Source organism: Spiroplasma ixodetis (assembly GCF_059729505.1).
Genome location: NZ_AP038353.1, coordinates 1,423,950 through 1,448,498, shown reverse-complemented (window position 1 = coordinate 1,448,498; position 24,549 = coordinate 1,423,950). Strand labels below are relative to the sequence as shown.

30 protein-coding genes and 3 pseudogenes are annotated in these 24,549 nt (G+C 23.0%); 22 read left to right on the top strand and 11 right to left on the bottom strand.

All coding sequences use genetic code 4. The annotated features are described in order from the left end of the window. The 6 genes and pseudogenes from AC6I4F_RS09530 to AC6I4F_RS09505 all read right to left on the bottom strand — a co-directional run bounded on the left by AC6I4F_RS09530 (position 1) and on the right by AC6I4F_RS09505 (position 3,773). Positions 1 to 774 (bottom strand): IS1595 family transposase, encoded by a 774-nt coding sequence (locus AC6I4F_RS09530; RefSeq protein WP_497873766.1) that lies wholly within the window; start codon positions 772 to 774, stop codon positions 1 to 3. 61 nt (positions 775 to 835) lie between these two features. Next, a complete protein-coding gene (locus AC6I4F_RS09525) occupies positions 836 to 1,111 on the bottom strand; it encodes a hypothetical protein (protein ID WP_497873765.1) in 276 nt (91 codons plus the stop codon). A gap of 88 nt (positions 1,112 to 1,199) precedes the next feature. Beyond that, positions 1,200 to 2,387 carry a DNA polymerase III subunit beta gene (dnaN, locus tag AC6I4F_RS09520; protein ID WP_497873764.1) on the bottom strand — a complete coding sequence of 396 codons (1,188 nt, stop codon included), beginning with the start codon at positions 2,385 to 2,387 and terminating at the stop codon, positions 1,200 to 1,202. A gap of 231 nt (positions 2,388 to 2,618) precedes the next feature. Next, complete coding sequence (locus AC6I4F_RS09515; protein ID WP_497873763.1) at positions 2,619 to 2,912, bottom strand: helix-turn-helix domain-containing protein; 294 nt, start codon at positions 2,910 to 2,912, stop codon at positions 2,619 to 2,621. 216 nt (positions 2,913 to 3,128) lie between these two features. After that, positions 3,129 to 3,494 (bottom strand): annotated as a pseudogene (locus AC6I4F_RS09510) (DnaA ATPase domain-containing protein); the annotation flags it as partial. Between the two features lie 12 nt (positions 3,495 to 3,506). Continuing rightward, positions 3,507 to 3,773 carry a hypothetical protein gene (locus AC6I4F_RS09505; RefSeq protein WP_497873762.1) on the bottom strand — a complete coding sequence of 89 codons (267 nt, stop codon included), beginning with the start codon at positions 3,771 to 3,773 and terminating at the stop codon, positions 3,507 to 3,509. A gap of 342 nt (positions 3,774 to 4,115) precedes the next feature. Between AC6I4F_RS09505 and rpmH the strand changes: the two genes are divergently transcribed. From rpmH to AC6I4F_RS09445, 12 genes are all read left to right on the top strand, one after another. Further along, positions 4,116 to 4,250 carry a 50S ribosomal protein L34 gene (gene rpmH, locus AC6I4F_RS09500; protein WP_174481423.1) on the top strand — a complete coding sequence of 45 codons (135 nt, stop codon included), beginning with the start codon at positions 4,116 to 4,118 and terminating at the stop codon, positions 4,248 to 4,250. 29 nt (positions 4,251 to 4,279) lie between these two features. Further along, positions 4,280 to 4,609 carry a ribonuclease P protein component gene (rnpA, locus tag AC6I4F_RS09495; protein ID WP_497873761.1) on the top strand — a complete coding sequence of 110 codons (330 nt, stop codon included), beginning with the start codon at positions 4,280 to 4,282 and terminating at the stop codon, positions 4,607 to 4,609. A gap of 13 nt (positions 4,610 to 4,622) precedes the next feature. Next, positions 4,623 to 5,804 (top strand): membrane protein insertase YidC, encoded by a 1,182-nt coding sequence (gene yidC, locus AC6I4F_RS09490; RefSeq protein ID WP_497873760.1) that lies wholly within the window; start codon positions 4,623 to 4,625, stop codon positions 5,802 to 5,804. Positions 5,805 to 5,829: 25 nt separating this feature from the next. After that, positions 5,830 to 6,165, top strand: coding sequence for a hypothetical protein (locus AC6I4F_RS09485; RefSeq protein ID WP_497873759.1), 336 nt, complete (start codon positions 5,830 to 5,832; stop codon positions 6,163 to 6,165). A 105-nt stretch (positions 6,166 to 6,270) separates the two neighbouring features. Beyond that, positions 6,271 to 6,423: a R3H domain-containing nucleic acid-binding protein gene (locus tag AC6I4F_RS09480; RefSeq protein ID WP_497874699.1), complete on the top strand. Its 153-nt coding sequence runs from the start codon at positions 6,271 to 6,273 to the stop codon at positions 6,421 to 6,423. A 50-nt stretch (positions 6,424 to 6,473) separates the two neighbouring features. Beyond that, complete coding sequence (mnmE, locus tag AC6I4F_RS09475; protein WP_497874800.1) at positions 6,474 to 7,829, top strand: tRNA uridine-5-carboxymethylaminomethyl(34) synthesis GTPase MnmE; 1,356 nt, start codon at positions 6,474 to 6,476, stop codon at positions 7,827 to 7,829. Between the two features lie 17 nt (positions 7,830 to 7,846). Then, positions 7,847 to 8,692, top strand: coding sequence for a TatD family hydrolase (locus AC6I4F_RS09470; RefSeq protein ID WP_497873757.1), 846 nt, complete (start codon positions 7,847 to 7,849; stop codon positions 8,690 to 8,692). Further along, complete coding sequence (locus AC6I4F_RS09465; RefSeq protein ID WP_497873756.1) at positions 8,667 to 9,248, top strand: DJ-1 family glyoxalase III; 582 nt, start codon at positions 8,667 to 8,669, stop codon at positions 9,246 to 9,248. The genes AC6I4F_RS09470 and AC6I4F_RS09465 overlap by 26 nt, the downstream gene beginning before the upstream one ends. 205 nt (positions 9,249 to 9,453) lie before the next feature. Then, complete coding sequence (locus AC6I4F_RS09460) at positions 9,454 to 9,993, top strand: hypothetical protein (RefSeq protein WP_497873755.1); 540 nt, start codon at positions 9,454 to 9,456, stop codon at positions 9,991 to 9,993. 264 nt (positions 9,994 to 10,257) lie between these two features. Continuing rightward, complete coding sequence (locus tag AC6I4F_RS09455) at positions 10,258 to 10,446, top strand: hypothetical protein (RefSeq protein WP_497873754.1); 189 nt, start codon at positions 10,258 to 10,260, stop codon at positions 10,444 to 10,446. Between the two features lies 1 nt (position 10,447). Continuing rightward, the gene (locus tag AC6I4F_RS09450) at positions 10,448 to 10,633 is read left to right on the top strand and encodes a hypothetical protein (protein WP_281748210.1); all 186 of its coding nucleotides are present in this window, start codon (positions 10,448 to 10,450) and stop codon (positions 10,631 to 10,633) included. Positions 10,634 to 10,650: 17 nt separating this feature from the next. Further along, entirely contained in the window at positions 10,651 to 10,971 is a 321-nt protein-coding gene (locus tag AC6I4F_RS09445) for a hypothetical protein (RefSeq protein ID WP_497873753.1), read from the top strand. On the opposite strand, the pseudogene AC6I4F_RS09440 reads toward AC6I4F_RS09445, so the two are convergent. Together AC6I4F_RS09440 and AC6I4F_RS09435 are read right to left on the bottom strand one after the other, a co-directional pair. Next, a pseudogene (locus AC6I4F_RS09440) lies at positions 10,958 to 12,184 on the bottom strand (IS256 family transposase). The gene AC6I4F_RS09445 and the pseudogene AC6I4F_RS09440 sit on opposite strands and share 14 nt — an antisense overlap. A gap of 57 nt (positions 12,185 to 12,241) precedes the next feature. Next, positions 12,242 to 13,402, bottom strand: a pseudogene (locus AC6I4F_RS09435) (IS3 family transposase). 255 nt (positions 13,403 to 13,657) lie between these two features. Between AC6I4F_RS09435 and AC6I4F_RS09430 the strand changes: the two are divergent. The 7 genes from AC6I4F_RS09430 (at position 13,658) to AC6I4F_RS09400 (ending at position 20,064) form a co-directional block, all read left to right on the top strand. Further along, complete coding sequence (locus AC6I4F_RS09430) at positions 13,658 to 15,220, top strand: adenylosuccinate synthase (protein WP_497873752.1); 1,563 nt, start codon at positions 13,658 to 13,660, stop codon at positions 15,218 to 15,220. A gap of 2 nt (positions 15,221 to 15,222) precedes the next feature. After that, a complete protein-coding gene (purB, locus tag AC6I4F_RS09425) occupies positions 15,223 to 16,524 on the top strand; it encodes an adenylosuccinate lyase (protein ID WP_497873751.1) in 1,302 nt (433 codons plus the stop codon). Positions 16,525 to 16,661: 137 nt separating this feature from the next. Beyond that, a complete protein-coding gene (locus AC6I4F_RS09420) occupies positions 16,662 to 17,000 on the top strand; it encodes a hypothetical protein (protein WP_497873750.1) in 339 nt (112 codons plus the stop codon). 95 nt (positions 17,001 to 17,095) lie between these two features. Continuing rightward, positions 17,096 to 17,416 carry a hypothetical protein gene (locus tag AC6I4F_RS09415; RefSeq protein WP_497873749.1) on the top strand — a complete coding sequence of 107 codons (321 nt, stop codon included), beginning with the start codon at positions 17,096 to 17,098 and terminating at the stop codon, positions 17,414 to 17,416. Between the two features lie 100 nt (positions 17,417 to 17,516). Beyond that, on the top strand, positions 17,517 to 19,100 hold the full coding sequence (gene metG, locus AC6I4F_RS09410) for a methionine--tRNA ligase (protein ID WP_497873748.1): 1,584 nt from the start codon (positions 17,517 to 17,519) through the stop codon (positions 19,098 to 19,100). A gap of 2 nt (positions 19,101 to 19,102) precedes the next feature. Then, on the top strand, positions 19,103 to 19,717 hold the full coding sequence (locus tag AC6I4F_RS09405; protein WP_497873747.1) for a glycosyltransferase: 615 nt from the start codon (positions 19,103 to 19,105) through the stop codon (positions 19,715 to 19,717). Next, positions 19,642 to 20,064 carry a hypothetical protein gene (locus tag AC6I4F_RS09400; protein WP_497873746.1) on the top strand — a complete coding sequence of 141 codons (423 nt, stop codon included), beginning with the start codon at positions 19,642 to 19,644 and terminating at the stop codon, positions 20,062 to 20,064. Before AC6I4F_RS09405 ends, AC6I4F_RS09400 begins: the two co-directional genes overlap by 76 nt. Before the next feature lie 63 nt (positions 20,065 to 20,127). On the opposite strand, the gene AC6I4F_RS09395 is transcribed toward AC6I4F_RS09400, so the two are convergent. Further along, positions 20,128 to 20,649, bottom strand: a complete 522-nt coding sequence (locus AC6I4F_RS09395; protein WP_497873745.1) for a ferritin-like domain-containing protein — start codon at positions 20,647 to 20,649, stop codon at positions 20,128 to 20,130. Between the two features lie 383 nt (positions 20,650 to 21,032). Then, the gene (locus AC6I4F_RS09390) at positions 21,033 to 21,725 is read right to left on the bottom strand and encodes an SGNH/GDSL hydrolase family protein (protein WP_497874799.1); all 693 of its coding nucleotides are present in this window, start codon (positions 21,723 to 21,725) and stop codon (positions 21,033 to 21,035) included. Between the two features lie 246 nt (positions 21,726 to 21,971). Here AC6I4F_RS09390 and AC6I4F_RS09385 point away from each other — a divergent pair, with 246 nt between their 5' ends. Continuing rightward, positions 21,972 to 22,748 (top strand): hypothetical protein, encoded by a 777-nt coding sequence (locus tag AC6I4F_RS09385; protein ID WP_497873743.1) that lies wholly within the window; start codon positions 21,972 to 21,974, stop codon positions 22,746 to 22,748. Here AC6I4F_RS09385 and AC6I4F_RS09380 read toward each other — a convergent pair. Further along, positions 22,702 to 23,607, bottom strand: a complete 906-nt coding sequence (locus AC6I4F_RS09380; RefSeq protein ID WP_497873742.1) for an IS1595 family transposase — start codon at positions 23,605 to 23,607, stop codon at positions 22,702 to 22,704. The two genes, AC6I4F_RS09385 and AC6I4F_RS09380, sit on opposite strands and share 47 nt — an antisense overlap. 247 nt (positions 23,608 to 23,854) lie before the next feature. Between AC6I4F_RS09380 and AC6I4F_RS09375 the strand changes: the two genes are divergently transcribed. Together AC6I4F_RS09375 and AC6I4F_RS09370 are read left to right on the top strand one after the other, a co-directional pair. After that, entirely contained in the window at positions 23,855 to 24,124 is a 270-nt protein-coding gene (locus AC6I4F_RS09375) for a hypothetical protein (protein ID WP_497873741.1), read from the top strand. A gap of 47 nt (positions 24,125 to 24,171) precedes the next feature. Next, positions 24,172 to 24,450: a transposase gene (locus tag AC6I4F_RS09370; RefSeq protein ID WP_497873740.1), complete on the top strand. Its 279-nt coding sequence runs from the start codon at positions 24,172 to 24,174 to the stop codon at positions 24,448 to 24,450. The last annotated feature ends 99 nt before the right edge of the window (positions 24,451 to 24,549 follow it).

Sequence of the window (24,549 nt, the reverse complement as noted above, 5' to 3'; positions counted from 1 at the left end):
CTAAATCAAACACAAAATTATAGTTTCAAAACTAGCTATCTTATTGAATTTATATGCAGCTTCTTTTGCATATAAATGAATATTGTGTTTTGAAAATTTTATGTGTGTTCGGAAAGTTCGTCGGATGTGTTTTCATGCAGATTCAATCTGGTTTGTGTTTACACCTGTTGATGACACATACCCAACTTCATGATTTACGATTTCATTTTTGTGATAGAAGTTTTTGAAACTTCCATATCCCTTCCAATAATCCGTAAATAGACAACACCCAGTAGAAATGTGTTTCAATGCAAATCATAAAAAGTTTTTCTCATCTGCTTTTTTCAATACTTTCACAATTAGTTTGTTGCTGGTTTTATCATAAACTCCAACAATCAATTTTTTATTCAACAAGGATCTTCCTTGTTTTTTAAAACCTACATGTGAAATATACATTTCATCCATCTGTGCTGTGCCATCATCAATGAACCCTGCATCTTGATTCCAAATTCTAGTTCTGATTTCATGACCCATTCTTCAAGCTGTTTTATATGTCACACCCAATTCCCTTGCAACATCTGTTGATAGTATACCATCCTTTGTGTTTATTCATCTAAAGATAAGATAAAACCAAGATGTCAAAGGTGTTTTTGACTTGTGAAAAATGGTGTCATGAAGAATACTAAATGTTTGATGACATTTCAAACATCTTATTCTTCTCAAATCAGAAACATTCAAACTAGAAGAAGCACACCTGATACATTTCATTACTTTCAACTTCGCTATATATTTCAAACAATCGTTTTCATTTTGAAATATGCTATTGAATTAATTTCAATTCATTTTTTCCTCCACACTAGTACATGTGGGGATAATTTCCATTAATATTTAATTTTTCAGCAATTAATTGTGAAGATACTTTATTACTGCTTCAACAATTATTATAATATGGTTTATCTAATTGAAAATGTTTAAATTTACTATTACTATTTTCTAAATATTGATTTTGTGCAAATGTTCCTGCACCAGTATCTGATAAACTATCCCCTAAAACATAAAATTCACTAATAGTATCTTGCTTATTTTTACAAGCAATTATATTTAAATTAGTAAAAATTAAAATAGTAAACATACTTAACAATTGTAATTTTTACTTCATTATTTTTTATCTTTTCTTAGTTTATTAATTAAAAATAACTATTTTATTTAGTTATATCATATTATTTTTCTCCAATTGGTAAAACTAGTTGTAATAACCCAGTTTCTTCTTCACTATCAATAATTGTATAATTTTTTGGTCAATAAATTTTTAAATTTACTTTTTTACATTTATTAAACGATTTTAAAGCATTAATAATTAATTTTGAATTAAAAACTACTTTTATTTCTTCTTTTAAACTTTTAGATTTTACAATATGAAATTTTTTAAATTGTTCAATTACTTCACCTATACTATCATTATTAGATAAACAATTAATTTTAAAATCATTTTTTTCTACATTTATTCAAAATTGAATCATAGGTGAAGTATCTTTTTTTGCTAAAATTATTGATAATTCAATAATTTTTAAAAATTCTCTAACGTTATTAATTTCAATAATATTTTTTTCTTTTTCTATAATATTTTTAATAATATCATCCGTATTTGGATAAGTACCCTCAATAATTCGTGTTTGAAATAAAAAAAATTCAATTTCAATAATTAAATTATAATCATTTTCAAAATAAAAATTTATATTTGAATTTAAATCACTAGTAATTTTATCAATTTCATTTAATAAATGAACTGGAATATTAAACTCTTTATTATTAAATTCTAATTTTTCTTCAAAAGAAAATCACTTTTTTGCTAAACAATATCCATCAGTTGCTGTAACAAATAACTTTTGATCATTAAATTTAAAATTAATTCCACTTAATTCTCGTTTATTATTGTTTGTATTTGTTGCAAAAGCAATTTGTTCATTTATATTTTGTAACAAACTTTTATTAAAAGATACTTTATTTTTAATATTTTTGTTAAAGTTGATTTTTGGAAATTTTTCAATTGTAATTGTACTTAATTTAAAGATAAAATCATTATAATCATTTTTAAAATTACTAATGATTAAATTATTAATTTTAAGTTCAAATAAAATTCATTCATCTTCTAGTTTACTAAAAATATCATAGATAATTTTAGTATTAATTAATACTGAACCGATGTTTAATATTTTTAAATATTTTTCATTATTATTTAGTTCATATTTTAATGATAAATTACCATTAGATGCAGTTAAAATTATTTTTTCTTTTTCAACTTCTAATAAAAAACAAGATAATTCTTCATAAGTATTATTAAAAATTGTTATTTTTAATATTTTTTTTATTATTTTGAATAATATAGAACTTTTGATTTCAATTTTCATAAATATCTCCCATTTTTAAACATTAATAATTAATTATATATTATATATATTAATTATTATTTATTTAATTATTAATAATATTATGATGTGGATTAATGTGAATAACTAATTTTAACTTATAAAATAAAGAAAAAATAACAATCTTATATGTTAATAATTTATGATTAAAATAGTGGATTAATTGTGTTTTAAACATTCACGTGATAATCTTTCAATATGTTCTATCAATTCCTAATTAGTTTCAATATTTTTTTTAATTTTGTTATAAGCATTCATTACTGTTGTATGATCTTTACCTCCAAATTCAGAACGAATTTTTGTATATGATTCATTTAAAAGTGTTTTTATTAAATACATTGCTACATGGCGTGCTATTGTTATTGTTTTAACTCTAGAAGTACTAATCAATAATTTGATTGGAATATTATAATATTCAGATACAATTGTTTTAATTTTTTTAATAGTTAGTTTTTCTTTTAATGAAGTATTTGATGTTTTAAAATCTTTTATAACGTCTTCAAGCACTATTAAATGATTAGGCTTTATATATAAAATGCTGTAAAAAATTAATCTATTTAATGATCATTCTAATTTTCTAACATCACTATTAAAATTTAAAGCAATAAAACTTAAAGATTCTTCAGTAAAAATGCTTGGATCATAATTTAAAGACTTAATTTTTTCTTTTAAAATAATTAATGAATTTTCAAAATCTGGTGAATCAATACCAACACTTAAACCACTTTGAAATCTTGAAACATTTCTTTCTTTAAAACCATATAAATCATCAGGATGTTTATCTGATGTAATAACAATTTGTTTTTGTTTGTTAACAAAGCTATTAAATATATGAAAAAATATTTCATTTGTTTTACTACGATTAGCTAAAAATTGAATATCATCAACGAGAAGAACATCGTATTGATTAAATGAATCTTTAAATTTTTCAATATCATTAATATTTTGTTTAATAATTTCTGGTACAATACGGCCAAATTCTTCAGAAGATAAGTAAAGTACTTTTTTTTGATTATTATATTTTGTTAATATTTTATTTTCAATAGCATGAAGTAAATGTGTTTTTCCTAATCCAGAATTACCATAGATAAATAAGGGATTTTAATACCTACCAATTTCTATGGTAATTGAAAATGCTGCTTGATAAGCATCGTTATTTGATTCTCCTTTAACAAAGTTATTAAATTGAAATTGTTTTTTAATTTGTTGAATAATTCTTTCTAAAATTTCTTTAACTTTAAATGTTATATTTTTAGTTAAAATTTCTTTTGCGAATAGTGAATCAACAATAATTAAACATTTATTTTCAAAAATATCATAAATATAAGTGTTTTTAATATAGTTATTAAAAACACTTGGATCAATCATTTCATCATATTGAAGAAAATTTCTAACTTTATTTCAAATGTTTTTAAAGTTTTCTCGTTTATTATCAGTGTTATTAATTTTAAAAAAATATTTAATTAATATAATTATTGTGGATAAATTGTGGATTAATGTGGATAACTTTTTTATAATTATAATCTGTATTATACTTTTAAAAAAATAAAAAAAATAATATTTATTATTTAATATTATAAATGATTTATTTTTTTTTAAACTAATATTGTTTTTATTAAAAATAAACAGAATAATTTGTTAAGATATAAATATTATGTTATAATACTCTTAATAATTTTTTATTAGAATTTTTAAAAAAAGGAGAAAAAAATGAAACCGACATATCAACCAAGTAAGAGAAAACATCAAAAAACTCATGGTTTTTTTGCAAGAATGAAATCTGCAACAGGGATTAATGTTATTAAAAGAAGACGTCAAAGAGGACGTAAAAAATTAACAGCATAGTTTAAAAAATAAAATAAGGTGAACAAAATATGGAAAAAAAATACCGCCTTTTGAAAAATCATCATTTTAAATATTTAATTAATGAAGGAAAAAGTATTTCAAATGGTCAATTTTTTATCTATTATATGAATAGAGTAGATTTTGATAATATACGAGTAGGCGTATCAGTAGGAACAAAACTAGTTCGTTTTGCTTTTGCACGTAATAAGATTAAACGTCAAGTACGAGGAATGTTAGTAGATATTAAAAAAGATTGACCAGTAGATATAGTAATTATGATTAGAAAAAATTATTTATCTAATACATATGAAGAAAATCTTAGTTCTTTATTACATCTTTTAATGAAAATCCCATTATAGGAGAGTAAATTTAATGCGATATAAAAAGTTTTTATTTCCTGAACAACAGAAAAAAAACGTTTGATTAAAAATAACATGAAAATGAACTAAAATTATTTTAGGTACTTTTTTATTGATGTCAACACTTTGAGGTTGTGGTCAGACTATGGGTGATCCTAATGTTGCAACTAGTGATGTTATTTCAGCTTATGATTTTCAAAGATATAATGTAGCCGCTGTTTTTTTTGAATTACTTATTGGTAACAGTGATGTAGCAAAAAATCACATTTTTCATTTTAATGGTAATAATATTTATGAATATGGATTTACAGGGATTAGAACGTGAAGTGAAGCTTGAACGCAAACTAAATCACCGTTCTTTGGAATGTTTGTTTATCCAATCGCTTGAATCTTAGTTAGTATTTCTGCCGGATTAAGTGGTGGAGTTGATGTAAATTCAAAATACTGATCAGTAAGTGTTATTTTTGCTATTATTTTTACAACGTTAATTATTAAACTTATTACATTAGTATTTACTTTTAAAGCCCAACAAAATCAGGAAAAAATGCAATCAGTGCAAATGAAAACTTCCGAAATTCAAGCCAAATATAAACATTCACGTGATCCAAGTGCAAAACAAAAACAACAAATGGAATTAATGGCTATTTATAAAAAAGAAGGAATAAATCCAATGACTGCTTTTATTCCAATGTTTTTATCACTTCCTTTCTTAACAGCTATGTTTACTGTTATGAAATCAACTAATTTATTAAAAAATACTGTTGTTGGTGATATTAGTTTAGTTGAACAACCATGAACTATGGTTACTCATGGCCAATTTATGTATTTAATAATTATTGTTATATATATACCAACACAATTAGTTTCTATGTTATTACCGATGTTTTTAAATCGTTCACGACAGAAGATTAAAACTAAAGAAGCAAAAGCTGCATTAAAAAAACAAGTTATTATTCAAAGCGTTATGATTTTTATGTTTTTATTTTATGTATGTGTTGCTCCTTCAGGATTAGGCATTTATTGAATTATTTCTGGAATATTACAAATATTTCAAACTCTTGGTTTTCATTACTATAATAAACATAAACGTAGTCGTTATAAAAAAAATGGTACAATTAGTACACCATTTTCAAGTAAGATTAAAAAGATATTTACAAAATCTGAAATAGTTGTTCAACCTAAAAAAAATAAGTAATTTATTATAATGTGGAGAAAAAAAGATGGAAATTAAATCATTTAAAAAAAATATTGATTTAGAAAAAACTATCAAAATTTGCCCACCCAAAACATTTTATATAAAATTAGGTATAGAAAAACGTTTATTTAAAACTATTACTAAAATTTTTATTTTTAATGAAAATGATGTTAAAAATTATTTGAATGATAAATGACATGATTTATTGGAACTTTTTAATATAAAAAATTATCAAGAAGAAATAATATTAAATGGTAATAAATTTTATATTAATATTAATTGTAAGAATAAAAATTCAATTTTAATTGGAAAAAAGGTTATACAATTAGTGCTTTACAAAATTTACTTATTACTTATTTAGAAACAAAATTTAAAAGAAACTATCAAATAGTAATAAATGTTAATAATTATTTAAATATTCAAAAACAAAATTTTAAAATTAGAATATATGAAATTATAAAAAAAAATAAGAATAAGTAAAGAAATGTTTCATTTTGAATCAATGCCTAATAACCAAAGAAAAATTATACATGAAATAGTTAAAAATATTGAAGGAATATCAAGTTTTTATGAAGGTATAGGTTATAAAAGACATGTAGTAATTAGATTGGAAAATTAGAGTAATCTAAGATTTTAAATCTTAGATTGTTTAAATGAAAAGAGGAAAAAATGTTAAATGATACTATTACTGCAATTGCAACTGCACCTTTAAATCAAGCAATCAGTATTATTAGAATTTCAGGAAAAGATACTTATGAGTTATTAAATAAGGTTTTTGATAAAAATATTTTAAATCAGAAAGGTCACACTTTAATAACAGGATATATTATTGATCATAATAAGAATAAAATTGATCAAGTTGTTTTGGCATGTTATCGCGCTCCCAAATCTTTTACAGGTGAAGATACAATTGAAATTAATTGTCATGGTGGAGTGCTAATAACACAAAAAATTTTGCAATTATTACTATCTACAGGTATGAGAATGGCAACAAGAGGAGAATTTACGAGAAGAGCTTATTTAAATGATAAAATTGATTTAATTGAAGCAGAAGCTATTAATGATTTAATTATGGCTGAAAATAATACTATTTTAAAAACCGCTATTAATAGTTTAAGTGGTAAAATAAGAGTACTAATTGATGAATTATCTTCAGAATTACTAAATTTAATTGCTAATATAACAGTTAATATTGATTATCCTGAATACGATGGAGTTGAGGAAAAAACAATTAATAATGTTATTCCTTTAGTTGAAAAATTTTTAAATAAAATAAAAGTTATTAAAGAACATAGTAAAATTACTAAAACTATAAAAGAGGGAATTAATACAGTTATTATTGGAAAACCTAATGTTGGAAAATCTTCCCTATTAAATGCGCTTTTAAATGAAGATAAAGCTATTGTTTCTAATGAAGAAGGAACAACAAGAGATCTGGTAGAAGGCAAAATTAATTTGGGTGATATTAGTTTAAAATTAATTGATACAGCAGGTATACGTCATACTTTAAATGATATCGAAAAAGCAGGTATTGATAAATCACATAAGGCTTTAAACGAAGCAGATTTAATAATATTAGTACTTGATGGTTCAAAAGATTTAAGTGTTGAGGATAAACAATTATTAGGAAAAATAAAAAATAAAAATTACCTTATTGCTATTAATAAAACGGATTTAAGGTTAAAATTAAAATTAGACATTAAAAATAATTTTAATGTGGTAAAAGTTAGTGCAATAATGGGCGAAATTGAAAATCTAATTTTAGAAATAAAAAATAAAATTATAACTACTGAAATTAATTTTGATAAAGAATTACTTTTTGCGAATACAAGACAATTAGCATATTTGGATGAAATTGAACTTAGTATTTCAGAAGCATTAAAAGATTTAAAAAGGAATATTTCAATAGACTTAATTATTGTTCACTTACAAACTGCATGAAATAAGATTTTAGAAATGCAAGGTAAAAAATTTGAAACTGATTTATTAGATGAAATTTTTAAAAGATTTTGTTTAGGAAAATAAAAGGGAAGTTAAAATATATGGCTAATAATGGAATTTTTGATACTCATTGTCATTTAATGTCAAAACATTATGATGAAACAGAAATATTAAAATTATTAACTGATGCTTATTCAGCAGGTGATAGCATTGGTAGTATTTGTAATGTTGGTTTTGACTTAAATACTAGTAAGCAAACTGTTAGTCAAATTTATGAATTTGAGAGTGAAGAAAAAATTCCTAATCTTTATGCAGCTGTAGGTATTCATCCAACAGAAGTAAATACTTGCGATAGTAATACTATTTCAGAATTGAAAAAATTAATAGCAACCGGTAAAGTAGTTGCTATTGGTGAAATTGGATTAGATTATTATCATAAATTTACAGAACCACAATTGCAAAAAAAATGATTTATTGAACAACTAAAATTAGCTAAAGAACATAAATTACCTGTATTATTACATATTCGTAATGCTTTTGAAGATGCTTTTGAAATTATTAAAAAAGAAAATATTACTAATGGTGTTCTTCATTGTTTTACAGGAACAAAAGTAATAGCTGAAAAATTTATAAAACAAGGTTTTTATATTTCTTTTGCAGGTAATGTGACATATAAAAAAGCTTTGAAGTTACAAGAGGTGGCAAAAAATATACCAATTAATAAAATATTAGTTGAAACAGATGCGCCATATTTAACTCCTGAACCAAAAAGAGGCAAAAATCCCAAAGATTGATTAACAATTAATCATCCAGAAAATATAATATTTACAGTTAATAAAATAGCTGAATTAAAGAAGATCCCAAAACAAAGTATTATTAACGCAACTAGGGAAAATGCTATTAATGTTTTTAAATTAAATAATGAATTGAAAAGAAATAATGAGTAATAATGAGAAGTTTAAAGTAGCTATTTTTTTAGCAACAGGCTATGAAATGGGTGAAGTAATAATTACTATTGATCTATTAAGAAGGGCTAATATTGTTATTAATTTAGTAAGTATTGAAAATGACTTAAAAATCAAATCAAGTCATAATGTTTTTATTTTATGTGAAAAGAAAATCAGTGATATTGATTTGTTAAGTTATAAGATGCTAATTTTACCGGGTGGTAAAATTGGAGTAGAAAACTTAAGCAAAAATGAATTATTAAAATCAATTTTAGTTATTTTTGCTAAAGATAGTAATAAGTTTATTGCTGCTATTTGTGCAGCACCCCAAATTTTAGGGCAATTAAATTTAATAGATAACAAAAAAATTACGCATTATCCAGGCACTAATATTGGTTTAAATAAAAGTATTATTTTAGATGAAAAAGTAGTAGTTGATAATAATATTATAACTGGAAAATCAATTGGTGCTGCATTTGAATTTGGTTTAAAGTTAATTGAAGTTTTAGAAAGTAAAGAAATTTCTGAACAAATTAAAAAACAATTAGTTTTTTAATTTTTATTTTTTTATATAAAGTTAAAGTTATTACTTTTAAAATAGTTAATGGCCTATAGTTTTTATACAGTTAAAATAATAATTTTAAATATAAAAAATACATTTTAATCAATAAAAAATATTGTTGACATTTAAAAATGTATTTTTTTATTTTTTTTAAAAATAATAATATAATAAGTGTATAAAAAAGAGGGTTTTTATAAAAATGAAAAAATGATTAAATATTTTAGGAACGATTGGATTAGCAAATTATAGTAAATGAACAGAAAATAATATTAATCCTATTATTCCTACAACACCAACTCCAATAACTACTACAACTACAACAGAAGGTCCTCCATGATTATTGTTAAATAAACAAGAAAATCAGTCATTAATAGATTGAGATACTTATATTAGTTTAAATGCTTATGGTATATCAAATCTTATCAATGGATTAACTGAATTAATTCCTAATAGATTTGAAACTATTCGTAAAATAGCAAATAGGGCTAATGGTGGTTGTTTAATTTCAAGTGGTGTTGCTATGGGTATTAATAATGCTTATGCAGTACCTACTATAGTTGCAGGAATAAGTGAAATTATTCATAATTTATTGCCTATAGAAACTACACATCATAATCAAGAAATGCAAGAAACACCATTTAATAATGAAACCTCACGTTTAATTAATGATAATAGTTTACTATTAATAGTGAAACAAGTAGTCAATATGGTAGTGAAAATATGAGTGAAGTACCATTAAATCATGATAATGCTTCACTAAATTGAGATTATAATCACATGAGTTTATAAAGTAGGTGAATAATTTAATTATATTTTTTATAAAAATTACTTGAATATTATAATAATGAAATTCATACATATAAATAGAGAATGGAACAATTAAATAAAGAAATTGCCTTATTAGTAAGCATTATAAGTAATTCAAAATCGATGATTGAAAGAATTAATGGTGGTCAATTTGATGAATAATTAAAAAATAAATAATTGAAAGGAAAATATTGAAATGAAAGAATTTTTACATGAATTAATAATTATTGGAACAATTGTTGTAACATTAATTTGCAGAGAAATTATTGTTTTATTAAAAAGATTTATCACAACTCCAAAACATGTTAGAGCAAATAACAAAATTATCAAACATCAAAAAAAATTAGCAAAATTAACTGAAAAGATTAATAAAAGAGAAAAATAATATGACAAAAATTGAATTTAATGAAAAATATAGAAAACAAGATATTAGTATTGATAGAGATTTTGATTTACATATTGATAATTGTTTTAAATTTTCTGATATTGATACATTAGAAAATGCAGTTAATGATTATAAAAAATTAATAAGTGAAATGCCACAATTAGTTAAAGATTGATTATTGGGATAAGATTAGGAGAATGTTAAATGTTAGAAAATGAAGATAATGTTCAACAAACAACTGAACCTTTAACTGAAAATAATGCTCAACAAGAAATAGAAAATAAAGTTAATGAAGCAGAAAATAAGTTAAATAAACTTAATCAAGAAATTAAAGAAAAAGAAATAATTAATATATTTAAAAAATATCAAGTTAAAACTGAATTTTATGATTTTTTAAAATTTAAAACAAGTAATATAGAAAATTCAAAAATTGAAGAATATGTAATGGCAAATTTTTTTAGGACTGTTTGAGGCTTTTTAATAATCTGTTTATCTTTGTTTTACAAATTTACTAGTTTAGATTAATTCTATCTTCAAATTTTATCATAAAATGATCAATTGCTGTATTTCAATTTTGAATGAGCATTGTTCATTTTTTTGTTATATTTTCAATTGCTAAGTAAAATATTTTGAAAACTGCCATATCATTTGGAAAAACTTTTTTATTTCTAATAACTTTTCGTAATTGACTATTAACAGATTCAATAGCATTTGTTGTATAAATCACTCTTTTGATTTCTGCATGATAACTAATAAAAATCATTAAATTATCTCAATTTTTATATCACGATTTAGCAATTTGAGGATATTGTTTATTTCATTTACTTTCAAAAGTTTCTAAATCTTGCATTGTTTGTTCTTCACTACATTCACTATAAATTGGTTTTAAATCTGTAACTAGTGATTTTTTATGTTTGTATGAAACATATTTTAAACTATTTCTAATTTGATGAACTATGCATAATTGATGTTCGGTTTTAGGATAAACTGATTGTATTGCTTCTGACATTCCTGTTAAATTGTCACTACAAGCAATAAGAATATCATTTAAGCCTCGATTTTTCATTTCTGTGAAATTAGATAATCAAAAATTAGAACCTTCATTTTCACTAATTCATAAACCTAAAAAATTTTTTTTACCTTCTAAATCAACTCCTAGTGCTATATAAACTTATTTGTTAATAATGCGTTTATCTTGTCGTACTTTAACTACTATACAATCAAAATAAACAATCGGATAAACACTTTCTAATGGCCGATTTTGTCATGCTTTAACATCATCAGTAATTTGACTAATAACACTTTCACTAATATCAGCACCATGATATAACTCTTGTAACTGCATTCTAATATCTGATAAAGTCATGCCTTTGACATATAATGAAAGAACTTGTTGATCAAAACCATCAAATCTTCTTTGTATTTTTGCAACTATTACTGGCTCAAAATTACTATTACGATCTCGTGTTACATTAATATCAATTTTACCTTGTTGGGTTATTAATTTTTTTGAATTTATACCATTGCGAGCATTATCACTATTATTATGTTGATTTTTTTCATATCCTAAATAATTTTGCATTTCAGAATTCAACATTTTTTCAACTAATCTTTTTGTTAATTCTTTATATAAACCTCCCTCTTTAAATACGGTTGTTAAATCCTCAGTATTTTCTAATAATAAATCTACTGCTTTTGATATTGGATCATTATTATTAATATTTTGTTTTTTAGACATACGTAACTCACTATTTCTAGTTATTTAATTTTATTTACTAGAATTAATTAAACATAGTTATTTTTGTAAGTTACACAGATTACTAAACATTACCGACTGTTTTTTGGTAGACAATTGTTCTTGGTGTTTTATGGGGGTTAAGTAGTTTAGAGTGCTCTTGGATTTTTATGTTGTTGTATCAATTTATATAATCAAATAATTCTAATTTTAATTGGATTAATGATGTAAAATTTTTATCATTAATAAACTCTGTTTTGAAAGTTTTGAAAGTTGCTTCAGCAAAAGCCTTATCATAAGGACAACCTTTTTTGCTTAAAGAGCGGGTAATATTGAAGGCTAATAAAAGTTTATCAATAGTTTTATTATTAAATTCATTACCGCGATCGCTATGAAATATTTGAATATTTTTTAAACAACGATTTGAGCACATAAATGCTTGATATAATAATGATGCATCTTTTTTAGTACCTACACTATGTCCAATAATTTCGCGATTGTACAGGTCGATTAATAAGCAAATATAGTTTCATTTACCATTAACTTGAACATAAGTTAAATCACTAACAACAACTTCATTTTTAAGCCTATTATTAAAGTCTCTATTAACAAGATTAGTAATTTGACTATCATTGACTTTATTATGATAATTTTTGTATGATAATTTAGTGTATTTTGATATTAAATTATGTTTATTCATAATTTTTTTAATTTTTCGTCTTGATAAATTCATTTTCTTTTATTTTAGAACAACTTTTAATCTTCTTGTTCCATAAGTTTATTTATTTTCTTTAAAAGCACTAATAACAGTTTCATCATAAATATTATTTTGAATTTTATCTTCTTTTTTCTTGAAATTAAAATAATATGTTGATTTAGAGATTTTTAAAAAACGACACATTGTACGAATTTTATATTTAACTTTATTTTTGATAATAATTTCTATTTTCGGCCTATTATTAGTGCTACTTTCTTTAAAATATCATTTTCCATTCTTAATTGTTTTAATTCTTTTCTTAATTTAATTAATTCATTTTCTTCAACAGAACGGTTATCTTTAGTTTTAAAACTGCCTGAATTAGTAAATTGCTTAATTCAATTATAAGTAGCTGCTCTTGTAACATTGTACTCTTTAGCAAGACAAGACACTGACTTATCACTTTGATATAAAGTTACTATTTGTTTTTTAAATTCATCTGAATATGAGTTAATATTGGCCATAATTATAACTCCTTTCTTTTAACTAATTTGTTCACTTGTCTACGTAATTAGTGTCCAATAAAGTGTAACCCATCCAGTTTGTCAAAATCATCATTATTATCATTTTGAAAACTGTCATTATCAAAATTTCATTTCATTTTTTAAGTTTCTTTTACTATTTTATTTTAATAACAATATTTTAATAATCATTATTAAATAATTATATAATTAATTTATAAATTTATAAATACTTTTTTTGAGTATAAAGGAGACAATATGAAAGCAAAAAAAAATATAATCAAACCAACAATAGAAAAGGCAAAAACTAAAGTTGAACGACTTAATAAAACTATTAAACCAAAAGTTAAATATGTAAAAAAATCAACTAAAGTAAAAACGCAATCAATAAAAACTGACACTGTTAAGCCAATCATTAATAAGATGAAAGTAGATTTTGAAAAATCAAAACATATAATAAAAGAAGAAAATCAAAAAATTGCTAATAAAATTGTCGATACTAAAAATATTTTAATATCAAAAATCGATCAACCAAAACCATTTAAAACTACTGCTATTATTGGTTGTCAATGAGGTGATGAAGGAAAAGGTAAAATAACTGACTATTATAGTCAAAATTCTGATGTTATTGTTCGTTGAAGTGGTGGTGATAATGCCGGACATACAATTGTTTTTGATCATCAAAAATATAAATTAAGTATTATTCCTTCTGGTATATTTAATAAAGATTCATATTGTGTTATTGCTAATGGTTGTGTTGTTAATCCAGAAAAATTAGTGTCTGAAATTGAATATTTAAAATTTGTTGGTTTTAGTTGTCAAAATTTACGAATTTCTGATCGTGCTCATATTATTTTACCTTATCATTTAGCATTTGATAAATATGAAGAAAAAATTAAGGGTGATAAAGCTATTGGAACTACTAAAAAAGGTATTGGACCTTGTTATGCTGATAAAGTTAATCGAATTGGAATTCGAATGGGTGATTTATTAGATAAGGATCGGCTATTAGAATTGATTACTGATAATTTGTTAATTAAAAATAAAATATTAAAAAATGTTTATGGATATGAAAAAGAATTTAATGCGCAAACAATATATAATCGTTTATTAGAATTATTACCATACTTTAAAGATTTAATTATTGATACTGGTCAATTTTTAAATGAACAATTAGTTAGAAATAAAAAGATATTATTTGAAGGAGCACAAGGTACTTTATTAGATTTAGATCATGGTACATATCCTTTTGTAACATCTTCTAATCCAAGTGCTAGTTCAATTGCTATTGGTTCAGGTATTTCTTTAAAAGCAATTAATGAAATTATTGGTGTAACTAAAGCATACAGTACAAGAGTTGGTGCTGGTGGGTTTCCTAGTGAAGTTTTTGGTAAATTAGCAGATTATATTCGTATGACTGGTAATGAATATGGCACAGTTTCAAAAAGACCAAGAAGAATTGGATGATTTGATGCAGTTATTGCTAAGTATAGTGCACAAATTAATGGATTTACTAGTTTAGCTATTATGTTGTTAGACGTGCTTACTGGTATTGAAACATTAAGCATTTGTACGCATTATACTTTAAATGGTGAAATAATTAGATACATACCTTCTCAAATTAATAACTTTAATAAATGTCAACCACATTTTATTACTATGCCTTGATGAAATGAAGATATTACTAATATTACTAGTTATGATGAATTACCAGAAAATGCTAAAAATTATTTAAAAAAAATTAGTGAGTTGGTGGGTGTTCCAATTAGAATATTTTCTGTTGGTCCAGATCGTAAACAAACTATATTTATTAAGGAGTAAAAATGATTGAACGTTACGAAACAAAAGCAATGACTAATATTTGAAATATGAAAAATCGTTTAAACTTATGAATGAATTTTCAAATTGATGTTTGTGAATCATTACAACATTTAAATATAATTCCTCTTAAAGATTTTCAATTAATTAAAAAAAATGCTAAGTTAGATATTGAATTAATGAATAAATTAGAATTAGAAACTAAGCATGATGTAGTTGCTTTTACTAGAATGTTAAGTGCTAACTTAAAAACTGAAAGTCGTTGAATTCATTATGGTTTAACTTCAACTGATATGGTTGATAGTGTCCAAAATCTACAAATAAAATTTTCAAATGAAATTATTGAAAAAGCTTTAATTACTTTAAAATTGAAATTAAAAGATTTAGCGTTTAAATATAAAAATCAATTAGTAATTGGTCGAAGTCATTGTATTTTTGGTGAACCAACTTCATTAGGATTAAAATTTGCTTTATGATACGATGAAATAAATAGACAGTTAGTAAGGTTGGAATTAGCAAGAAAACAAGTTGAAGTTATTAAGATTACGGGTGCTATGGGTAATTTTGTTCATATTTCGCCAAAAGTTAGTGAATTTATTGCCAAAAAATGAAAAATGGAAGTTGACAGTTGTGCTACGCAGGTAGTACAACGTGATCGTTTGATTTTTTTAATTACACAATTAAGTTCAATTGCTACAACAATTGAAAAAATAGCTTTAGAAATTCGTTTGAGTCAACGTAGCGAAGTTAATGAACTTTTAGAGGGATTTTCTATTTCACAAAAAGGTTCAAGTTCAATGCCACATAAAAAAAATCCAATTGGTTCTGAAAATATTTGTGGTTTAGCAAGATTAGTTCGAAGTTATAATAGTATAGTATATGAGAATAATTTATTATGGTATGAACGTGATATCTCACATAGTTCTAATGAACGCATTATGTTACCTGATATTTATCATATATTAGATTTTATTATTAATAGAATGACAAATATTTTAGATAATTTAGTGATTAATACTAGTGCTATGGCAAATAATATTGCTAAAGCTAATGAACTTTATTTTTCACAAGTAGTTTTATTGGCTATTATTAAAAATAATCCAAAAATAACACGTGAAATTGCTTATGATTTTATTCAAAAATGCACTTTAGAAGCACAAAATAAAATGATTAATTTTAAAGATGTATTAATAAAGAATAATATTAATCAATATTTAACTAGTGAACAGTTAAATGAATGTTATAATAATAATATTTTTTTAATAAATGTTGATTATATTTTTAAAAAAGTTTTTAAAGATAAATAATGTTTAATATTAAATTTAATTAGCATTTAATTTTTTAATTTTTGTTTTTTTATTTTATCTAATAATCAATAAATATAAAAGATTAAGAAAATATTGTAATTAGTCACTAGATTATGTCAGTTTAAGGAGTGAAAATTATGAAGAAATACAAAATCGATAATAGTTTTCCTTTTATAGATCAACATTTTAATTTTATTACAAGCCATGATGATAATGAAGAACATTTTTATGATGTTTTAGATGATCTATACTTAAAATATAATGGAGAATTAGATATTAATTTATTAAAAAAGAAATTTAATAAAATAAAAATAATATTATATTATATTAGTAATAAGAAATATAAATGTGAAAAAACATTGCAGTCATATATTAAAAAACAATCTATATTTCTTTCTTATAATATAAATAGTCTTAAAAAATTAGAAATTTTCGAAAAAAAACAAGTAAAATTTTTAAATTTAAAAGTAAATTAGTTAAGTTTTTAACTTTTGGTTATTATAATTTTGAAAAAAAACAAATTAACAAAATAGTATGCGAAAAAGTTAATATAAGTAATCAAAAAGAAGAATTGAAAAAGGTTGGATTAAAAATTTTAAAACTTAATAATATTTTAGAAAAAATAGAAAAAGAAAAAAGAAGACAATGAGAAAAAAATGATCTTTTGAGACATTGATATGATTTTGTAATTTTCTTGAAATTGCAAAATCAACCATTAATGAGTAATGGTAATCAGTATTTACCAATAAATAATTTTGATAATGAAAAAAATAGTGTTATTTCACGCGTAAATAGTGATTATCAGTTTTACTTAAATGTTGATATAGATGCTGTTAACTCTGATAATGTTTTTAATAAAAATCAATATCAACAAAAATGTTCCATTTTATAAAAAAATAAAGATTAATAAAATATTATTAATTTAAATAAGTATTACAATAAATAATACTATTTTAATGTAAAATTATAATTATTAAATTTAGGAGCAAATAATGACAAAAAAATTTTATATTACTACCCCTATTTATTATCCTAGTGCTAAGTTACACTTGGGACATGCTTATACAACAATTATTGCTGATGTTTTATCATGCTATAAGAAAATGCAAGGTTATGAAGTATTCTTTTTAACTGGAAGTGATGAACATGGTCAAAAAATTGCTAAAAAGGCGGATGAAAATAAACAAACTCCACAAAAATTTGTTGATGATATTGTTGTTGGGTTTAAGAATTTATGGAAAAACTTAAATATTGATTATGATAAATTTATTAGAACAACTGATAAAAATCATATTTTAAGTGTTCAGAAAATATTCAGCAAATTATTAAAACAAAATGATATTTATTCGGGAAAATATGAAGGCTCATATTGTATTTCTTGTGAAGAATTTTTGACAGATAGTCAAATTAATAAAAATAATAATACATGTAAAATATGTCAAGGTAATATTACTACTTTATCAGAACCATCATATTTTTTAAAATTGGAAAAATATACTAAACAATTATTAAAATATTATGATGAACACCCATTATTTTTATGACCACTTAATCGTAAAACGGAAATGATTAATAATTTTATTACGCCAGGCTTAGAAAATTTAAGTGTTACTAGAACGAGTTTTACTTGAGGCGTACCAGTATTAGAAAATCCAAAACATGTTATTTATGTTTGAATTGATGCATTAAGTAATTATTTAACAGGATTAGGTTATTTACAAGATGATGACATTAATTTTAAAAATTTTTGACTAGATTCAAATTGTGAAATTGTGAATTTAGTTGGTAAAGAAATTAGTCGTTTTCATATGATTTATTGACCAATTTTATTAATGGCATTAAACTTGAGACAACCAAATCGAATTTTGGCTCACGGTTGAATTACTAATGAAGAAGGAAAAATGTCAAAATCAAAAGGTAATGTTATTGATCCTTTAGTATTAGTAAATCGTTATGGTGCAGATGGATTACGATTTTTTTTAATGAAAGAAATTATTATTGGTCATGATGCAAAATATAGTCATGAATTATTTTTAAATTGTTATAACTCTTATCTTGTTAATGATTTAGGTAATTTGCTTTCGCGAACAGTTACAATGATCATTAAATATTGTGATGGTAAAATTCCCAAAGTTAATTTAAATAAGTTACAACCAGAAGCAATAGAAATAATTAAAATTATTAAAAGTACTATTAATGATTTTAATATTGAAATGGATGAATATCAAATTCATGAAGCAATTAATGTCGTTTTTAAATTAATAACTAGTGGTAATAAATTAATTGATTTAACAAAACCATGATATTTACATAAAAATAATAAAACTATTGAATTACATAATATTTTAAATTTATTAGCAAATATTTTAATTATTAGTAGTGCTTTATTAAGGCCAATTTTGGTTAATAGTTCATTAAAAATTCATGAACAATTGGGTGTCTTAAAAATTACTAAGCCAATAGTCAATATTAACTTGAATGAAGTTTTTAATAAATCTGTTAATAAAAAAGAGTTATTATTTCCAAGATTAAATATTGAAGATGAATTATCATTTTTAAACAATGCATTTAAATAAAATTGGAAATTATCCCCACACTAGTACATGTGGGGATAATTTCCATAGAAAATTTAGAAAATAATGATGTATTAATATTTGAACAAATATTTAAAAGTAATAGATTATCAATTAAAGAAAAACTAAAATCAGCATCAGATTTTATAATAATCTTTATATTAAACCAATATGGAGGCATTTATTTAGATGGTGATGTTGAATTAAAACGTTCAATCCCTAGATTTCTTTATGCTTGTTATGGTATTTTATTAAATATTAAAATTAAAAAAAATGATAATTATAAATTATATTTTGATACAGATTTTTATGATGTAATTGTTGTCACAAATCATTCTAAAATTATTAGTAAGGTCATAAATGAATTAAGAGAAGAATTAGATCAAAAAAATAATCCAACATATGATTTAGGAGAATTGGTAAAAATTCAAAAAATTGTTAATGATATAATTGAAAATAATTTTAAAGAAGAAGAAAAAGAAATATTATATGATGCTAATAGTCAATATATAGGAGTATATTTTCATTGAAGACTTTTAGAAAAATGGCATTTCCATCAGAATTATTTTCTTCTTTTGATATTGGTTATCAACACGGTTCCAATAATTGAAATGAAATAAATGAAACCGAATATAATAAACAAAGAAGATTACAAAAAATATCAGAAGAGTATGTAAAAAAAATAAAAATAATAGAAAACATTTCAATAATGATTACATTTGAGGGTAATTATAGTGAAAAAGATAAATTTTTATTTCAAAAGCATTTTCAAAAACTTAAAGAGATTTATAATGATTATATATGAGTAATAATTAATATTAAAACTGATTTAGGAGAAAATAAGTTAAAAGTTATTGAATGAAGTAATAAAAGTAAAGATGAAATAAATATTGAAGGTAAAAAAAGAGAATACAGTTTAAACTATCAAGCAGAAGAAAATCAAAAAAATACAACAAAATTTTTATAAAAAAATAAAAAATGTATAATTTTTTATACATTTTTGGTGAAAATTAAGAGTTAAATATGAAATTTATTCAGGTTCATAAAACGGAACAATAACTTTTAAAGTATCTGGCTCTTCAGTTTTTAGTAAACATTTGTCAATTTTATAAAGATTACTATTAGACATTGCAATTCAATCCAATAAGTCTTTTTCATAAGCAATTTCTTCATAGAAATCAATTAAGAATCAGTCATAAAATTTCGCAGTTAAATTATCATTATTTTCACGAGCACTTTTAACAAGTTTATTGGTAAAATCAAGTAATTCTTCTTTAGTAGATTTTAATTTTTTTAATGCTTCTTCAATGTTTTTTGTAGTAAAAGTTGGAACTTTAATGTCTTTAATTTCAACTTGAGCATCTTGATCCATTAAATAGTTACAAATTTTACGAATATGAACAACAGCATCAGTTGCTTCTACTTGGAAGAAGCGTGCAAACCCAGGATATCCTTTTTGATTTGCATCATTACTTAATTTAAAACTAAGCATTTGATATTTTAGATGTTCGCTAATATAATCATTTAGTTCATCGTTAATTTTTTTAATCATTAAATACACTTTCTTTCTTGGCTTTATATGTATTATACTACTTTAATACTATATATTAAAATAAATTAAGAATAAAAATATTGTTAATTTATTGTTTTTTAGTTACATTTTTTATGAAGTAAGTTCAGTGAATAGTTCAAGACCAATTTGATCATGTGCTCATTTATTTGGATGAACATAATCAAACAAAAAATTATTATTAATAGTTTCTGTAGTTGTTCCATCAATATATCTTGGATTTAAATTTAAAGTTAAACCGGGAATTGATCATTTTATTGATTCATTAGTAATATTTTTTCCTATTTCTTGTGATTAAGATAATAAATCACTAAAATTAGTTTCTAAGTCAAAAGTTCTGATATTAATATCAGAATTATTTTTCATTAATTCAGTAATTTTATCATTTCATTTGATAAGTAGTTTGCTACTTCTTTAACAGATTGTTTTTCATTAACATATTTTGGAATATTACTAATGTTAGGCACATTGGCAATTATTAAATTTTTAGCACCAGCATTAATTAATGTATCAACAGTTTCAAATTCAGTTGTTATTGCATTATTAATAATTGGCTCTTGTTTTGCTGTTGAATTCTGATCCATAGCAGAAAGCAGATCATTACCACCTATTTCAATAAAAATATCATCATTTTTTTGTATTTTATGATCTTTTAATAATTGATTAGCTTGGTGGTAAATAGAATAATGATTTAAGAATAATTGATATTCTCAACTATGATTTTGTCCGTTTTGTGCTCCACCTACAGCATAGTTATTACCTTTTTGATATCAAGCTGGTAATAGTTCTGTTCCTAGTTTTTTCGCTAAAATACTAGCAGCAACATCGCCATTAGTAAATGAATTGTGATAAAAAGGTTCTTGAAATTTAACTTTATCTATATTTCAAGTATCATAAGTAAAAATATTAGCTAAATTACCATTATCTGATAAACTGTCACCAAGGACATATAATTGTGATTTAACACTTATTTGTTCATTAAAATGTTTTGCTATCATTTCATTTCCAGCAGTTAAAGTTATTGCTGTTAGAGTGATGTTTATTAAAAATGTTTTCATTTGATAAATTTCTTTTCTCATTAAAAATTAATAACTTAACTTAATAGTAAGTTATTAATTTTATATTACCATATTAGTAGTAATTAGTAAATAAGGTTTTATTACAAAAATAAACATTGATTTTAAAGAATGATTATATAAATTTAATGCAATTTTTAAGAATAATTTTATTGTAAAAAAATAAAATGTGTTAATTTTAAATCAAAAGATTGGTTTTTTATAAAATATTAAAAGGTAATAGGAAAAATGAGTAGAAATATAGCAGTAGCAATTGAAAATTTAGTTAATTTGAAAATAGTAGAAGAGTGAGTTTTTCTTTTTGAACAAAAAGTTGAAAAAGAAAAATTAAGAAATTCAGAATATATGAAGTTACACAGCAAAGATATATTTTTTAAATATATGTTTTTTGATGAAGATGAAAAAATTGAAGAAATTGAAAAAGCAGAAAAAAAGATAAAAATAAAATTAAAAAAAATAGAAAAAATTGAAAAAAAATTAAATTTAAAAGATAATATTTTTCAAGTTAGGGTTGTTAAAGAAGCAATACCAGATAAAGATAAAAAAATCGCTTGTTTGCATTTACTTATAGATGATAAAAAAGAAGAAGTAAAATATTTAAAGTTACAAAGATGTAAAATATTAGAAGAAAAAAGTAAAAATGAGAAAAATAATTTCTTATCAAAAGAAGATAGAAAAATACGAGATATTGAAAATAAAATATGAAAAATTATTTTAGATAATTATTTTCAAGATAAAAGTAATAAGAAACTTATATTAAAAGAATATGATGAATATGCAAGTAATTTTAAAAAAACTATTAAAGAATTAAAGATTGGTGATAAAAAATGTTATGATGCATTATTAGATATAGTTACAACCATATATAAAGACGTGTCAAGAGACAAATTATTTTTGGCTTTTATCCCTTTATGTACTATTTTTAAATTTTATCACATAAACGGAGATAAAAGCCTATCTAGGAAATTATCCCCACATGTATATAAATCAAACACAAAATTATAGTTTCAAAACTAGGTATCTTATTGAATTTATATGCAGCTTCATTTGCATATAAATGAATATTGTGTTTTGAAACTTTTATGTGTGTTCGAAAAGTTCGTCGGATGTGTTTTCATGCAGATTCAATCTGGTTTGTGTTTACACCTGTTGATGACACATACCCAACTTCATGATTTACGATTTCATGTTTGTGATAGAAGTTTTTGAAACTTCCATATCCCTTCCAAGAATCCGTAAATAGACAAAACCCAGTAGAAATGTGTTTCAATGCAAATCATAAAAGGTTTTTCTCATCTGCTTTTTTCAATACTTTCACAATTAGTTTGTTGCTGGTTTTCTCATAAAATCCAACAATCAAGGTTTTATTCAACAAGGAAGATCCTTGTTGAATAAAACCTACATGTGAAAGATACATTTCATCCATTTGTGCTGTGCCATCATCAATGAACCCTGCATCTTGATTCCAAATTCTAGTTCTGATTTCATGACCCATTCTTCAAGCTGTTTTATATGTCACACCCAATTCCCTTGCAACATCTGTTGATGGAATTCCATGTTTGGTGTTTATTCATCTAAAGATGAGATAAAACCAAGATGTCAAAGGTGTTTGTGACTTGTGAAAAATGGTGTCATGAAGAATACTAAATGTTTGATGACATTTCAAACATCTTATTCTTCTCAAATCAGAAACATTCAAACTAGAAGAAGCACACCTGATACATTTCATTACTTTCAACTTCGCTATATATTTCAAACAATCGTTTTCATTTTGAAATATGCTATTGAATTCATTTCAATTCATTTTTTCCTCCACACTAGTACATGTGGGGATAATTTCCTTATTTTTAGAAAGAGAAAACATAAAAACTGATGGTTGACAAGATATAAATTTAGATGAAGATTCAACAAAATTACAAAATTTATCTTTAGAAAATAAGTTTAAACCATCTTTGTAGTCAAAAAATAGAAAGAGAATAAAAGATGAAAGAAACTATAGAAAAGATAAATAATGAATTAAAATAATTTTGAAATAAAAATCAAAAAAACATCCTGATATTTGTAAAAATTTAGAGTTATTAGGAATTGTGGTTATAAAAGGTGGTGTTCCTATGATTGGAGGTGCTTTATTTGGTGCTTTAATTGGAGTTGCGGTAGGACCTATTGGTATAACTGTGGGCGTACCTATTGGTATATTACTAGTTTTTAAAGGTGCACTTCTTCAATTTAAACCAAGTATTGATGAAAAATATAACCAAATTAAAAAGACAAAAAAACTAGAAAAATTATTGAAAAGACTAGAAAGTATTGTAGAAGAAGTAAATTTGCAAGAAGAAAATATTATAACAATAGTGGATGGATTACACTTTATTGGACACTAATTACGTAAACAAGTGAACAAATTAGTTAAAAGAAAGGAATTATAATTATGGCCAATATTAACTCATATTCAGATGAATTTAAAAAACAAATAGTAACTTTATATCAAAGTGGTAAGTCATTGTCTTGTCTTGCTAAAGAGTACAATGTTACAAGAGCAACTACTTATAATTGAATTAAGCAATTTACTAATTCAGGCAGTTTTAAAACCAAAGATAACCGTTTTGTTGATGAAAATGAATTAATTAAATTAAGAAAAGAATTAAGACAATTAAGAATGGAAAATGATATTTTAAAGCAAGCAGAACTAATAATAGGCAGAAAATAGAAATTATTACTAAAAATAAAGTTAAATATAAAATTCGTACAATGTGTCATTTTTTAAAAATCTCTAAATCAACATATTATTTTAATTTCAAGAAAAAAA